The organism is Sinomicrobium pectinilyticum (genome assembly GCF_003725735.1).
GTDB classification, from domain to species: Bacteria; Bacteroidota; Bacteroidia; order Flavobacteriales; family Flavobacteriaceae; genus Sinomicrobium; species Sinomicrobium pectinilyticum.
Genome location: NZ_RJTM01000144.1, coordinates 1 through 15,482, shown reverse-complemented (window position 1 = coordinate 15,482; position 15,482 = coordinate 1). Strand labels below are relative to the sequence as shown.

The following is a 15,482-nucleotide window of genomic DNA, read 5'->3' as shown; positions in this document are numbered from 1 at the left end:
GTTTTGTTCAATTATATTACTTACTCAAAACAGGATATTTTGTAGTGATCGATTCTTCGTCAAATTTGGGAGAATTTTGAATAGTCGCTTTCAAGATATTGTACTCAATCAAAAAATTTTAAACGAGTTCAATATCAATATTATACAAAGAAACAATACTAATAGATATATTTCAATTAAAATAACCTGACCTAAAAAAAAGAAAAGGTTAAAAATAATATATTGAATATCAGCAATAAACATCTAAACAATGATTTCAATTTTCTATTTTTCAAATAGAGAAAAAGGTATAGTGGATTCGCCCAAATGATATTAAGGTTATCCCTATAATATTGATCATTGTTTCCTATAACAAACCTGAAGAGGCTTTGGAGTATTATCGGGAAAGGCGGCAGATAGAAACCCTGTTTAAAGCGCTCAAATCAAGTGGGTTTCATATAGAGGATACCCATGTCACTCAACTGGACAGGCTGGAAAAGCTTTTCATGTTGACCATGATCGCCTTTGTCTGGTGCTACAAAATTGGGGATTTTGTGGATAGGAAGATCAAGCCCATTACCTTCAAAAAACACGGACGAAGAGCCGTAAGTGTCTTTAAATATGGATTGGATTGGTTATCAAATTGGCTGTTGACAGGATTTAACAACCTCAACATCAACTTAATGGATTTTTTGTTATGTACTTAGAAAATAAGATTAAATTATGGTTGTACATCTCAAAGGGGCAGCACCTAAAACTAGGTCAACCTAAGTGCTGCCATATTGAGAAGTCGTTTATACTAACTTAGTAACCTATAGTAAATCGTTCATAATGATGTGCAGGATTTTCTAGCTCATCAATCATTGCCTTTGCATAGTCTTGAACAGATATTTTACTTTCTCCTTGGTCATTGATGATTAAATCATCTTTCCCTAAGCGGTAGTTTCCTGTACGCTCTCCAGGTTCTATGATACCTGCTGGTGAAAAGAATGTCCAGTCTATATCTTTTTCTGTTGTTAAGGTGTTTAGGTAAAACTCACCTAATGATTGTACACCTCCCATAATTTCTTGTGGTAATGCGTCTGTATCTACTACGCGAACTCCAGGTGCTACAAATAGAGTACCTGCCCCACCCACAATAAGAATACGCTTTACTCCGGCTTCTTTTACTCCTTTTAAAATAGCTGGGTACGTGCGCAATGTTTCTTCATAAATAGCAGGATTTGTCCAACCTGGATTAAACGCACTAATTACAGTTGAGACTCCCTTGGTTACTTCAGTAACTACGGCCGCATCAGAAACATCTGCTTTTACAATCTTTAAATTGGTATGGGTAATCTTAATATTTTCAGGATTACGCACAACTGCTGTGATGTGTATTCCTCTCTCTAAAGCCTCACTAAGAAGTGCAGATCCTATAAATCCGCTAGCTCCAATTAAAACAACTTTTTCCATTTTGTACTTTTAAATGTTTAATGAAACAAAAGTACTGTGCAGTGGTTACAACCCTATAATAATTTCCCGTCTAAAAATGGTAATTATCCGCAATTTCGAATTCAATAATGCCTTTTACGGAATTCAAAAGGTGTAGAATAGACATGTCGCTTAAAATATTTATTAAAATAGGAAGGTTCTTCAAAACCAAGGCTGTAGCCAATCTCTTGAATACTTAAATCACTATATATAAGCAATCTTTTCGCTTCCAGAATTATTCTAGAGTCTATGTATACTTTAGGTGTTTTTCCGCTAAAAACTTTAATTTCTTTGGCTAGCTTCTTTTCATTAACACTCAATAGGTTTTGGTAAAATTCGGTAGTTCTATTTTTTTTATAATGATTTTCAACTGCATTGTAGAAGCGTCTGGCAATAGAATTAACTAAAACTGTAGCATCTTTCGAAAATTGCCGTTCCGATTCAAAAAGAATAATACGAAGATAACTTTGTGCTATAGCTATTTGAAAACTGGTTTCTCCTTGCATCAGCTCTTTTTCTAATAAATATACCAAAGGTCTCATTTGATCAGGACGAATAGCTATCTTCTTATGCAGTCGTATGGGATTTAATAATTCTGAAGAATATAAAAAATTAGCATCGATTTCACTACCATTAAAGAATGAACCGGTAAAGAGAATCAGTTTGCCTTCATAGGCTGATTCTGTATCAAACGCACATATTTGTCCAGGAGTAATCATTAAAAGTTCATTGCTCTCTACCCCAATTTCATGAAAATCAATATTCATTTTAGCATAGCCTCTATCTAACCATAAAATTTGATAAAAAGCAACCCTGTGTGGTTGCCCCAACATTTCAGGTAACTCTTTTATAAATTTCAAATCTTTTACCTCAATATCAATAGGCAGTGCTTTAAAAGCAAATGTTTGAATATCTGTTTTCATGGCACAAAGGTATTTATTTCTATAATTTACTTTTGATAAACTTGAATAAACACAACTATAAAACTACCATTTCAATACAGCAATAGCTACTCTATCTTCAATTCCAAACTCCTATTCCCCATCAATTCACCTACCTCTAATTTCAACTCCTCATGAGCCCCCACAACTGTTTTAGGCAATACCAATACCCGGTGGCTTGCGCCTGTAAACCACTTCCTATGCCTATCATTCCTAATAGTATTTTTATATATTTCATCATCATTTTCATCTTTCTTTTAATTCAATTCATTTTTAACTATTATAATTCTGGTTTTAAAATGAGTTCATACCCATCATCAATGGTGACCTTTACTCTTCGGTTGTTGCGTTGCAATAGTTGCTGTAAAAAGCTGGTTTGAGTCGGAAACGCCGGAATACTAATCTCTCCAATAGTCTGAGTGACCGCTTCCTTGGTCGCCTCTGCCCGAAAGGAATTCACGGTATAGATACCTTCACTCCCATCCTACTTGTCATATGCTTTGAGACTCACTTCCATCGTTCCGATATGGGTAATATGTAACAAAGTTCGAGTCGGTTGAAAAGACACAAATCCATACAACCGCGTATACCGCTCAAACTTCTGCCCACGAATCCTTGCAGATTTCATAAGCTCCATTTCTAACCGATACTTACTTTGTACCGTTTGAGTTCCTCGAACCTTTACATATAGCAGCGCATCCGTATCTGCAATCAAATCCGCATCCTCCAACTGCACTCCTGCAAACAATACTTCTTGTTGTTTAGCCAATTCCTTTAGAAGCTTCTCATTATCTTTTTCTTGATGCACCTCCCCATTACCTTCCTCACGAGCTTCTTTGAGCCAAGTAATTTAAGGAATTTCTTCTTTTGCATACGATGTATACTCTACAGAACCATCACCTTCAGCAACACCTTCCTCCACAACCTGCAAAGAATCTATCGTAATTCCCATACTATCCAATTCCTTATCATCATATACACTGGGTGGCGTAAACTCCCGCTCCGGCTCTAAGGCATCTACCGCTTCTTTTTTATTATCAAACTCCGGTTCAGAAACTTCCAATTCCGGTATTGCTACGGTTTCTACTTCAGTAACTTCCCAATCCTCCATGCCAAACTTCCAATAGGCATAGCCGACGATAAATAATACCACCGAACCTATAAGTCCTATAAACACTAGTTTTTGTTTTGTCATGTACTAAAGAATAAATTATTATTTACTTGAAATAACTCCACTAATTTAGTAGTACAGTTATTATCGAAGTAATCATATAAATATTTTCTTTTTCTTAAATCTCGATTAACGGACAACGATAACCTCTAAGAACACGAGTGTAAAAACCTGAAAATCATGTTGTTTTAAGTAGTCGTTGATGCATAATATAAAAGAACCGGTTTTCAAACGTATACACAGTTCAATATTCATCTAATTCGTATTTTTGTAAAGTGCTGATTACAAGATTCAGATAAAAATGATTAAAGTATTATTAGTAGACGATCACCCCCTTATAAGAAGAGGAATTCGTTCTTTGGTTTTAAAAATGGCAGATGTCACTGCGATTGCGGAAGCAGAAAACGGGGAAGAGGCATTAAAAAAGATATTTCATCACAGGCCGGATTTTGTGTTCATTGATATATCCATACCTCGTGTAAATGGTATTGAGGTCATAAGGAAGGTGAAAAAAGAACTCCCGGAAATAGCATTCATTGTACTCACTATACACAATGACCCTACGCATTTCCAGGAGGCTATGGCTGCCGGGGCCATAGCATATTTGCCTAAAAAGGCTGGCTTTAATAAGGTACAGGAATGTTTGGACGCTGTATTAAGGGGGGAGACGTATGTAGATGATTTTTTGGAAAAAGAAGCTACCGCAGCAAATTCCGCTATTTCGGGTTTAACAAAAAGGGAAACCGACGTGTTAAAAGGGGTAATACACGGAAAAAGCAATAGGGAAATTGCAAGCAACCTTTTGTGCAGCGAAAAGAACATTGAAAAATTCAAGACCAAAATAAGGAAAAAACTGGATATACCTCCTTCTTACGGAGCTTTGCTTGACTGGGCTATCCACAATGAAGTTTACTTATAAAAGTATAAATTTTGCGCATCAAAGGGTGGTTTCCCTGAATATAATACCCCTTCTTACTTCAATTTGCAACGATCCTATCCTGTGTTAGAAATAGGGAGCCCCCTACTCTTTAGCTTTTTATATTCTTGTAGTTTTAAGGTATTTAATTATCCTTTTTTTTATTCAAAGCAATAAAAAAACTAGAATTACATAAAAAAACAGGAATATGAAAGCGTCGGATGCCATGGATATTACGGAAGAGCTTAATGCCATAAACTGTACGGAAGACTTTAATGCAGCAGAAATTATGGAAAGGCTTAAAAAGACCCTGGGGATCAGGACGGATGTAAAACTCTCTAAGCTTTTAGGGATTGAATCCAATACGTTATCCACATGGAAAGCAAGGAACAGCCTGAATTTCAGACGTATCATAACTGTTGGAAGAAAATATGGCCTGGACTTAAATATACTGTTTTCCAACGTAGACATATCGCGATCATATCATAAAAGCATGGTGGCAATTCCCAGGGAATACCAATACCAGTATGTAAATAACAGGAATAAGGATTCCTTTATTAACGAAATGCCCCGGTATAACTTCCCTTATATAGGAAATCACAATACAAGAGCCTTCCAGGTACTGGATTTTTCGCTATTCTCTACGGATAAGGGAACTTCTTATGCTATTGGTGAATGGGTTGGACACACTGAAGACATACTTAATGGTGAAATATACATATTAGTGAACAGGACGCATGGCGTGTTTATAGGTAGGGTGGACATCAATAATAACATTCCCGGCACCCTGTTCCTGATCAATGAAGATGCAGGAGAAATGCCCTATAAGACCAAAATATACATCAGCGATATTGTTGAGATATGGAAAGTGTACAGCGTGGTTTTTTCAAGACATTTTGTTAAAAAAGAGGGGGCTTCAGCATCATAACAACCGGAATTTTCTTATTTTTATAACACATTATGAGATTAATTCGGAATTTCCTTAATGATCATGAAAAATTTTATGACCCCACTTTGGAGTATTTCCCAGGCTAAATCTTCAAAAAAATCGACTGTTTGTAGAAGTGCTAAAAATGTGTTTTAAAAGACATAAACTGTCCAACCGTATACATCAGGTTCTTATAAAGAGCGTTATACTTATTGTTTTTCTTTTGTGTACGGAAAATATTCACGGCCAGGAATATTATTATGAGAAGTACGACACCAAAGAGATTGGTTCAGAGAGCATGAGCAAAGTAATACAGGATAAAGAAGGAACGCTTTGGTTTTGCAGTTATAACGGATTATTCTCATTTGAGGGCAAGGAATTTACGGGCTATAAAAATGGATTAAGCCATGCAGAACTAAGTGATGCCGTGATCACACGGGATGGCCGTTTTTTTGTTTTGGCAGCATCAGACGGCCTCCATGAATTTACGGGAAAAGCGTTTATCCCTGTTTCGGGTGTCGATCGCAATACAGAAGAGCTTTACATGCAGGTCAATGAAATTTCCGAAGGCGTATTGCACATATTGACCACCGAAAGATTTATCGAATATAACTATATCAAAAACGAGATCGTAAAAGAATTCGACGGATTCAGGTATGCCCGCCGCTTTGAATATTTTAACGGTAAAATATGGATCGCGGATATGAATGACGGCATTGTTGTCATTGACAGCGAAAAAAATACGGTTAAAAAGATCACCCCGTTTTCGGAATCAAATTTTTACTGCATAAACAAAGACAAGCTGGGAAATGTATGGATAGGAGGGAATCGTGTGGTGTTAAAAATGTCGGGGCAGGAAAAAATAGAAGCCTATTACAGGAGCCCTGACAATGCTTCATTACGAATAATCGACATTCTTCCCACTAAAGACAATACGCTACTTTTAAGTACTTTTGAAAAAGGCATTTATTCCCTGAACCCGGATAAAAGACCGGCCAAATTGAATCCCGGTGTCGATATATTTGATCTTGTTTACGCTGATATATTCAAGGATTCGGAAGAAAATTACTGGTTGCTTCCCGTTACAGGAAGCAGTCTCGTTAAATTACGGTTGAATATTTACAAACACCCTTTAAAACCACAAGCGTATACCTTTAAGTTAAATTTAAAAAATGACAGTACACTACTTTGTATAAATGCCAAAAAGGGATTGGAGGAGATCAACCTCGGCAATGGAGAGATAGATACCTTACCGGTATCCAAAACAGTAGAGCCGCGTATTACAACTTTTTATGATTATTGCTATTTGAAAAATAAAGAGACTCTCGTGGCGACAGATGCCGGGATTTTTGTAGCGAAAGATTCACTGTACGCGTATACGGATAATCGCAATACAGACGCCGATATATTTCATCTTTTACCGGTAAATAACGATAAGTCGGCTATTGCTTTTGGAACTACATCCAAACAAGGTTTTGTTCTGAATATAAACCCAAAAAAAGAAATGAAAAAATATAAGGACTACCGTCCGAGGATCTATATGTTTGCAGATTCCATAGACGTCGGAACTTATTTTTATATTGATCGTAAAGGATGGTATGTTCACAAATTCTTCACTCCGGATCCGGATCAGGAAGAACATTTAGTAAAGAAAAGTACGTCTGTAACGATACCGATTAAAATATCGGACAGGAAATACCTCTATGTGCAGTCAGATACCATAGGTATTGGAGAACTCTATAAGACTTCGGCCAAAACAGATTGGAAGGTTAAAGAAACAGCATTAAAGAACGAGCGGTTACCGCTAAAAAACCTAGGGTTTTCTGCGATAGATTCCAGCGATAATATATGGGCGGTTAATCGTTCCAGTATATATAAAATACGGATCGACTCTTTAAAGGGCCAGGTAAATGTAACCCATAGATACCGGCTTCACGAAAAGAACGCCAATATTAAAACAGAGAAAATAGTCGATGTATTAAAGGAGAAAAACAAATTGTTCATCACCACGGATAAAGAGCTCATTATCTGGGAACTTACGGAAAAAATGACTGCATTGCCCCCAGAGATAAAGCATGTTGATCTTCCGGAAGGAATTAAAAATGATACTATAAACGCAAGCGGAATTCCATATGATATAGAACTTCCTTATAATAAAAGCCATTTAACCCTTCACTTTTCGAGTAACGAATTTTTTCTTCCGGCTTCGATAGATTATAGTTATAAACTTGTTTCGGAATCTCTTTCTGCCCAAAGCTGGTCGGCACCTACTACTAAAACATCGCTTGACTTTTCCTTTCTGGCGCCGGGAAATTACACCTTGCTATTAAGGGCTACGGACAGGTTTGGGAGATGGTCTGAAGGCCATACCGAATATACCTTTAGCGTGTCCCCCCCGTTTTGGAAGACCCCCTGGTTTTTTACAGCGGTGGGAGGAGCAATTTTATTGGCATTATATACGCTGCATCAGATCAGGGTCAATTATTTAAAGAAGATCAACAGGGTACAACAAAAATATTCACACCGGCTCATTGAGGCGCAGGAAGATGAAAGAAAACGGGTGGCCAGGGAACTTCACGACGGGGTCGGTCAAAGCCTGGTCCTCTTAAAGAATGAGGGAAGCACTCCGGAATACGAATCTAAAATTGACCTGTTGATCGATGATGTGCAAAGAATATCCAACAACCTGCATCCGGAATATATCCGCCGGTTAGGGCTGACCAAAGCCATAAAGTACCTTCTAAAAAATATGGATGAAGTTTCATATACGTATTTCAGATGTGAGATAGATGACGATATAGATCACCATTACGAGGGAGAAAGAGCGTTACATATATACCGGATCGTACAGGAATGCGTGAACAATATCATAAAGCACGCCGATGCCCCCGATGCATGGATATGTCTCAAAATAAAAAATCAGCGGTTAAAGATATGGATCGCAGATAACGGAAAGGGCATGAAAACCAACCCCTTAACTTTGAATAAAGTCAACTCCTTGGGGCTTAAGAGCATTGAAGAACGCATCTTTTTACTCGGCGGAACATATAAAATGAAAAGGAAAGGGGAAAAAGGAGGCTTTGAGGTCCTTTGTAAAATACCCCTTTAATGCCTGTTATGGATAAACTGATCAAAATATTACTGGCAGACGACCATCTGTTACTCAGACAAGGGTTACGGGAGATACTTCAAAATAATTTCAGGGATATCATTGTCAGGGAAGCAGAAGACGGGGAAGATACCTATCATAAGGTCATGAATTATAAACCGGATATCGTTTTTCTGGATATTAACATGCCTCGTAAAGATGGCCTGGAGATCTTAAAAGAAATAAAAAGTAAAGTTCCGCAAACCGTGTTTGTGATCTTAACTATGCATAATAATATCCATTACTATCGGGAAGCCGTGGAAGCGGGGGCCAAAGGATTCCTTTTAAAGACAAACGCCTTGGCAGAGATCTGCGAATGCACAAAAATGCTGTTGGCCGGAGAAAACTATTTGAAGGGTTTTGACGAATTGAATGACATCCCGGAAGACTTTGACAAACTTACCGTTAGAGAGGTAAAAGTACTAAAAGGGATCATAGAAGGACAATCGAACAGGGAATTGGGACAAAACCTGTTCTGCAGTGAAAAAAATATCGAAAGAATAAAGACCAAAATGAGAAAAAAGCTGAACCTCACCTCTTCTTACAATTCCTTATTATTCTGGGCCTTGCGAAATAAAGAATATTTATAATGGGGTCAGGGCCTGTCAACACTACACACTCAAAGCGGCTTTTCCGGGAAATTACACATTCTACACTTTTAACCCTGTTCAGATCATTTCCACAAAATCAATTCAGGAGGCGGTATTTTAACAGATCATCTCAATCTTTGACCGCCCCTCTGAATTTACCAAACAACCTGATCTAAACAAATCGTAAGAAAACAATAAATAAGGTTTTTCTTTATATCTTAATGATTATAAATTCACTTCTCCGGTTCAACTGGTGTTCTCCCTCGCTGCATTTTACGCCATCGGAACAGCTGTTGGTCAATTGCGATTCTCCATACCCCCTTCCGGAAACCCTCTCCCGGGAAATACCGCCCTTATTAACAATATAATCTATCGTGGCTTTGGCCCTACGCTCTGACAATTGCGTGTTATAGGTATCACTGCCCCTGCTGTCGGTATGGGATCGTACCTCTATATCAATATCCGGGTGCTTGCGCATCACTTCGATGACTTTGGCCAGTTCTATTTCAGAACGTTTACGTATAGCGGAGCCGTCAAAATCGAAATAGATGGACTTCAGTCTCAGTTTTTCCGTTAGATCATCTCCCGTAGTTACGGCAATATTTTCCTTGTTCAGTGCTACGACCAACTTCCGTTTCTCGCCTTCGGCCAGTTTGTCGACAAACTCTTCTGCGGTCTGATAGTCCTGCTTTTCAGCGCGGAGATTATAATTTTTTGCCATTAGCACTTCCATACAGAAATCGCCCTTATGATCGGTACTGTCTTCTTTCAACACCCTGTTTTGTTCATCATAGAGAGTGATCCTGGTGCCGGCCAAAGGCGCCCTGGTCATACTATCCTGTACATGCCCGCATAAGGCTGCCCTAAGGGAAACAGGCTCTTTATCCAACAGGCTGTATATATTGTCAAAACCCATAGCATTTTCCCTGTTCGATGAAAAAAAGCCACGCCCGGTATCCTCATTGATAATATATCCGAAATCGTCTGAAGATGAGTTTACCGGACTGCCGACATTCACCACATGATACTGTCCGAAGGGATCTTTTATCGTGGCGAAAATATCCAGCCCCCCCAGGCCTGGATGCCCGTCAGAAGCAAAATACAACACCCCGGAATCACTTATAAAGGGAAAGGTTTCCCTTCCTTTGGTGTTTATGGTGTCTCCAAGGTGCTGTACCGGGCCAAAGCTACCGTTTTCACGGATCTCTGTGACAAACAGATCTGACAATCCCAGCGTACCCGGACGGTTGGACACAAAATACAACTGTTTGCCGTCCGGGCTCAGGGCCGGGTGAGCGGATGAATGATCATTACTGTTAATGGGCAGGTCTTCAACATCCTTCCACTGCCCATCCTTAAATGTGGCCCGGTATATTTTTAAATGATTGACACCGTCTTCCCCTCTTCCATACGTTCCGGGGATATAATTGTTCCTGGTAAAATACATGGTCCTGCCGTCACTGCTCATGGTTGGAGTGGATTGGTGATACTTCGAATTGAGGCTTCCCCGGAGCTCTTCCGGGTTTTCCAGCGTACCTTCACTGTTTATCGCGGCACTATAGAGTTTTAAAAAGGGCTTTTCATTCCATTGATGGGTCCGCTTTACAAATATCCCCGTATCCCTTGCCGTAGCGAAGATCACCTTGTCCTTACCGTAAAAAGCAGGGCCGAAGTCTGTATATTCCGTATTGATGCCTGCATCCTTGACTTCATATCTCGCGGATAAACGTCCGACTTCCTCAAGTTTTTCGGTCAGGGACATTTTAGCTACGTTTTCCCGGCCGGTCAATTCGTAAAACCGGTTCAATATGTTTTCTGCCTCCTCATGGTTCCCGGATGTTTTCAGGCACTGGGCATATCTGAAATAATACTCCGGGCCTGTTTCTCCGTCGAGGGCGAACATTTTTTTATAATACTCAAGTGCTTCCGGATATTGCGCATTGAAGTAGTAGGTATCGGCGAGTTTGCCGTAAAGGTCCCGGGATGCATTGTCCTGGTCCAGGAGTTTTTTATACAGCTCACGGGCCTTTATATAGGCGAATTTTTCGTAATTCGCATCGGCCCTGGCTTTCCTGGCTTCCTGGGCATACAGGCTTCCCGTGATAACAAATATTAGAGTAATGAGTAATTTTTTATACATATCCTGTGATTTGTCGGGTTAGATTAAAAAAACCTGGGAGAACGCATCCTGCTTCGCCCTGAGGACACAAACTCAAACCGGATAAATACTTCGTGCGTTCCCGAATTGTAATTTCCCAGCCTGGAAGTATCAAAGTCATAGGCATAACCGATCATCAGGTTGTCGTTGACCTGAAACCCTGCCAATCCGCTAAGCCCTGCATCCCAACGATAGGCCGCACCCAGGGTAAGGATTTCGTTATAGAGAAAATTGGCAGAAAGGTCCACAGCCAAAGGTGCCCCGGATACGGCCTTGATCAGTGCTGCAGGCTTGAACTTCCAGTTGTGATCCAGATCGAACACATAGCCTCCGATCAGGTAAAAATGCATTTTTTCCTTAGCCATGGATTGCTGGATGTCGTCATAAAAACGGGTTTCCAGCAGTGCAGGTACCGACAGCCCTACATACCAGTGATCGGAATGCAGGTAGGCGCCGACCCCTATATTGGGAGAGAACCTGCTCAGCCTCCCGCTAAGCGACGGGTCATCCGGATCATGAACGTTCAGCTTGTCATAGTTCACCTCCAGAAAACTTCCCCCGGCCATAATCCCCAGGTTCAGCCAGGTAAAAGGATCCAGTTGGAGCTTATAGGAAAAACTGGCATTGACATAGGTATCCCTGGAGGGGCCGATCTCATCATTGATCACGGACAATCCCAGGCCATGCCCCTGTCTACTAATAGGAGAATGGACCGATAGCTGTGCCGTTTTGGGCGCCCCGTCCAGACCTACCCATTGCGAACGGTATAGGCCGAAGATGCTCATCACCCCACGGGTCCCGGCATAGGCGGGATTTACGCTCATGGTATTGTACATGTACTGCGTATATTGCGATTCCTGCTGCCCGTAGCTGATCCAGGAACCCAACAACGCCAATACTATGATAGTTTTCTTCATCTGTCTTGTTTTTAGTACTGCCGGAGCCCTCTCGTGTCCCCGGCGGCTTGTTTGTTTTTTCACATTCCTGTTTTCTATTTCAGGGCACTAATTGATATACAGGTACCCCGACCTGTCTTTGACACGGTTGTCACTGGTGTATTCCAGGATATAGAAATAGGTTCCCGCAGGCAGTAATTTTCCTGTGTTTATAGTGGCACGGCCATCAGAATAACCTTCAAAACGAACGTCGGTATTGTTATACCCTTTGGCTTCATACACTTTTACGCCCCAGCGGTTGTAGATCGTCACGGTATTGTCCGGGTAGTGCTCTATGCCCTTAAGGTAAAAGAAATCATTCCGGCCATCCCCGTCGGGAGACACCCCGTTATACACCTCCAGGCTGCCGTCCGGCTCTTCTTCGGCCATGACCTTGGCCAGGGTAAATATGCCATACCCGGATACTGCCGTGGTCACGGTCTTTTCATCGCGGTTTTCCACACCGCCTTCGTCTTTCCATGTTTCGTTGATGTCATCCCAGCGTACAATGTGTATTTCCTTACCCTCTTCTTCGCTTAAGATATCCAAAGGGGTGGTCTCTTCGTTCCACGTCAGAGTCAGTACGATATTGGAGGCCCCGTTGGTCCTGTTGATTTCCCAATATTCCGCATTGTCTATCAGTTCTACGCTTTTCGCCCTGTCGGCGTGCGGATGGAGGGAATTGGAATTTTCCAGCAGGTATTGCGAGGTAAAATGGTCTGCGTTACCGGAAGGGGCGGACATGAGTACCGGCCGGTAATAGCCCTCATCCCCTATGGGATGATCAAAAGCCTCGTTCCCTGTTTTCCGGACCTGGCCGTCGACAAAACTGTGGTCGGACACCAGTGCGTGGAAAGCCCCCTGCTCAAAGGTGACCAGCCCGCCGTGCTGATCGCCGTCCACGATGCCGTCCTGAAATTCGGCCTTCCCGGAAATGGAAATATCCCCGGAAAGCGCAAAGGCCGGTTGTGAGGCCGGGTTGTTGAACAGCACATGAAAAAGACCGGAAGGCATGTCACCCGATATGGCCTGCTGGCCATGTATTCCTTCAAAAAGGGTCAGGCCGGTGGCCTGGCCGGGACTAAAGCTCACCATGCCATCATTGTGGAAGTTGTTGTAAACAAATAACTCCCCGTCGTTGATAACATCGCCGGTTTCCGTGTTCTCAAAATCGCCCAGAGTGGATACCTGGGTATCGGGAGCAATAACCAGCTCCCCTGTATTGACGGTCTGGCCACACACATAAGAAGCCAGGTTCAACACCGTAAAGACACTTATTATTCTTATCGTTGTAATTTTTTCCATTTTTAAATGTTTTGCTTATATGAGGGACTAAGGAGGTATAACTTACCTGTTTGAAAAAAGAGCCAAAGCGTCAGTAGTGATAACAATATCACTCTTAAAGAGGCTATTTAATTTATGATAACATTTAAATTCCTTTATCAATTTAACCTTTGAGCGGTCATATATAAATAAAAATTGTTGGCATCCTGAGTAGCAAACCAAGTACACTGGTACCATTCGCCGGTATCAAAGGTCAACATTACATTCACATATTCACCGTTACCATTTGGTGATGCCCCAAAAATATCATCTCCATCCACCAAATAATTATAATGATTCGAAGCAATGGTCGTACCGATACCATCAATATAAGCGTCATTGGTAGATAACGAGGATATATTGTATACGATGGCATTGGCGGTGGTATTGAACAGTTTTGGGGACACTCGGGTAGCGTCATATGCCAGAAAATCCATCCGCAATCCGTTGATAATAATAGGTTCCCCCTGAGAATCGCCCACCATTTCATAAGCCGATTTGTCCTGTCTAAAATTGCTGGTATCACCTAAGCTTTTTCCGGTCATCTCATTTATACAACATACATCCTCTATAAAATCGGCTGCAGGCACTATATACCTTATCGATCGTATTTCATTCGGGTTGAAAGGGTCTTCACCCCCACCACTGCCATTACCGGCCGTGCCGCCTATGGCCTTCCATTCGGTACCGTTCCAGAAATAGAACCCCTGTTCAAAAGTATTCCCGATATTAAAGATCAACAGCCCGGTGGCCTGCCCCGGTTGCCCATCCAGATCCAATGTCCCGGAAGTAAGGTCTATCCTTGGCACCAATATTCCCTTATCCGTAGCTGTGATATCGAGTACGGATGACGAGTCGGGGGTTGTTGTGCCTATTCCCGTTTGCTGGGCGTATCCAACCTTAAAAACAAGCCCGAGCAATAGTATTAATACAATTCGTTTCATTTCTTTCTGCTGTTTATTTTTCCTTTAGACTATTTTGATAAGCCTGCCGGCATTTGCGTTTTTAGTGCCTGCCGATAGGCCTGTACATAGGCATTATGATTATTCCTTAAAAAGTTTCTCCAACCTGCTCAACCGCTCTTCCATGGCTTCCTGCTGTTGTTGGAGCCTTTCTATTTCATGGTCTTTGTCTTCCTGCCGTTGCCTGAGCCTTTTTATTTCCCTGTCCTTGCCCTCCAGGGCTTTTTGCTGTTCGATGGTATGGAGATAGAGTTCTTCTACCTTTTCGAGCAACTGCACCGAAAGCTCCGAAGGATTGATCACATACTCCCCTTTTTGGTTTTTGCACAGGGCATCTATTTTGGTAATGCCCGGTAGGTGCCTGTTCCTGTTGATAAAGTCCTCGACCTCTTTCAGCGATTTGAACGTATAGTCTTTGTTCAGTTCTGAAAAACCTTCAAAATAATCTTCAAAAACATAGTCAGCATAGATGGCAGAAGTAGTCAGTATGGCCCCGTTAACAGCCAGTGCTACATCCGGGTTCTCCGTACCCAACATGTCGTCCGTGCCAATACCCACTTTGCCCATCTGGTAAATGTCCTGGTCATTTTCGGTGGCCTTGTCGGTAGTGCCCTGTACCAACCAGGGTTCTACAGTTAAAGCAGAAGTATCCGTAAACAGTGATCCATCCGTGCCGACTGTAATGGCATTGTCGGCATCTGTTGAAATCAGTGGTATATTGGGGTTGTCATTACCTTCATTAGTATATATCAACTCGCCGTCTGTCAGGGCCAATATGGTATTTGTTTCATTGGCCGCAATGATCGAGGCCATGTCCACCGTCTGGGCTATACCTTCCTCGTTGGTATAGGTGATCGTACCGTCGCCGTTGTCCACCAGGTTGGTCACGGTCTCATCATCCACGATGCTGTTGATGTCGATCGTGGTCGCTATGCCGTCTTCATCGGTATAAGTTATC

13 protein-coding genes and 2 pseudogenes are annotated in these 15,482 nt (G+C 41.4%); 5 read left to right on the top strand and 10 right to left on the bottom strand.

Annotated features, from left to right (window positions below; all coding sequences use genetic code 11):
* The first annotated feature begins 332 nt into the window (after positions 1 to 332).
* Entirely contained in the window at positions 333 to 686 is a 354-nt protein-coding gene (locus ED312_RS20195) for a transposase (protein ID WP_170164573.1), read from the top strand.
* Between the two features lie 97 nt (positions 687 to 783).
* Here the strand turns inward: ED312_RS20195 and ED312_RS20190 are convergent, their stop codons facing one another.
* The 5 genes and pseudogenes from ED312_RS20190 to ED312_RS24515 all read right to left on the bottom strand — a co-directional run bounded on the left by ED312_RS20190 (position 784) and on the right by ED312_RS24515 (position 3,704).
* The gene (locus tag ED312_RS20190; protein WP_123217837.1) at positions 784 to 1,434 is read right to left on the bottom strand and encodes an NAD(P)-dependent oxidoreductase; all 651 of its coding nucleotides are present in this window, start codon (positions 1,432 to 1,434) and stop codon (positions 784 to 786) included.
* A 101-nt stretch (positions 1,435 to 1,535) separates the two neighbouring features.
* Entirely contained in the window at positions 1,536 to 2,375 is an 840-nt protein-coding gene (locus ED312_RS20185; protein WP_123217836.1) for an AraC family transcriptional regulator, read from the bottom strand.
* A gap of 298 nt (positions 2,376 to 2,673) precedes the next feature.
* Positions 2,674 to 3,129 (bottom strand): annotated as a pseudogene (gene traM / locus ED312_RS24555) (conjugative transposon protein TraM).
* A 114-nt stretch (positions 3,130 to 3,243) separates the two neighbouring features.
* Positions 3,244 to 3,588: a hypothetical protein gene (locus ED312_RS20175; RefSeq protein WP_123217834.1), complete on the bottom strand. Its 345-nt coding sequence runs from the start codon at positions 3,586 to 3,588 to the stop codon at positions 3,244 to 3,246.
* A complete protein-coding gene (locus tag ED312_RS24515; RefSeq protein WP_123217833.1) occupies positions 3,585 to 3,704 on the bottom strand; it encodes a lipoprotein N-acyltransferase Lnb domain-containing protein in 120 nt (39 codons plus the stop codon). Before ED312_RS24515 ends, ED312_RS20175 begins: the two co-directional genes overlap by 4 nt.
* Before the next feature lie 161 nt (positions 3,705 to 3,865).
* Between ED312_RS24515 and ED312_RS20165 the strand changes: the two genes are divergently transcribed.
* From ED312_RS20165 to ED312_RS20150, 4 genes are all read left to right on the top strand, one after another.
* Positions 3,866 to 4,483 (top strand): response regulator transcription factor, encoded by a 618-nt coding sequence (locus ED312_RS20165; RefSeq protein WP_123217832.1) that lies wholly within the window; start codon positions 3,866 to 3,868, stop codon positions 4,481 to 4,483.
* 205 nt (positions 4,484 to 4,688) lie between these two features.
* Positions 4,689 to 5,408, top strand: a complete 720-nt coding sequence (locus ED312_RS20160) for a helix-turn-helix domain-containing protein (RefSeq protein WP_123217831.1) — start codon at positions 4,689 to 4,691, stop codon at positions 5,406 to 5,408.
* 145 nt (positions 5,409 to 5,553) lie between these two features.
* Entirely contained in the window at positions 5,554 to 8,517 is a 2,964-nt protein-coding gene (locus ED312_RS20155; protein ID WP_123217830.1) for a sensor histidine kinase, read from the top strand.
* Positions 8,518 to 8,525: 8 nt separating this feature from the next.
* Complete coding sequence (locus tag ED312_RS20150; protein WP_170164571.1) at positions 8,526 to 9,146, top strand: response regulator transcription factor; 621 nt, start codon at positions 8,526 to 8,528, stop codon at positions 9,144 to 9,146.
* A gap of 211 nt (positions 9,147 to 9,357) precedes the next feature.
* On the opposite strand, the gene ED312_RS20145 is transcribed toward ED312_RS20150, so the two are convergent.
* The 5 genes and pseudogenes from ED312_RS20145 to ED312_RS23920 all read right to left on the bottom strand — a co-directional run.
* The gene (locus ED312_RS20145) at positions 9,358 to 11,286 is read right to left on the bottom strand and encodes an OmpA family protein (RefSeq protein ID WP_123217828.1); all 1,929 of its coding nucleotides are present in this window, start codon (positions 11,284 to 11,286) and stop codon (positions 9,358 to 9,360) included.
* Positions 11,287 to 11,309: 23 nt separating this feature from the next.
* Entirely contained in the window at positions 11,310 to 12,221 is a 912-nt protein-coding gene (locus ED312_RS20140; protein ID WP_123217827.1) for a PorP/SprF family type IX secretion system membrane protein, read from the bottom strand.
* A gap of 87 nt (positions 12,222 to 12,308) precedes the next feature.
* Positions 12,309 to 13,544, bottom strand: a complete 1,236-nt coding sequence (locus ED312_RS20135; RefSeq protein ID WP_123217826.1) for a gliding motility-associated C-terminal domain-containing protein — start codon at positions 13,542 to 13,544, stop codon at positions 12,309 to 12,311.
* Positions 13,545 to 13,681: 137 nt separating this feature from the next.
* A complete protein-coding gene (locus ED312_RS20130; protein WP_123217825.1) occupies positions 13,682 to 14,506 on the bottom strand; it encodes a hypothetical protein in 825 nt (274 codons plus the stop codon).
* Positions 14,507 to 14,605: 99 nt separating this feature from the next.
* Positions 14,606 to 15,482 (bottom strand): annotated as a pseudogene (locus ED312_RS23920) (hypothetical protein); the annotation flags it as partial.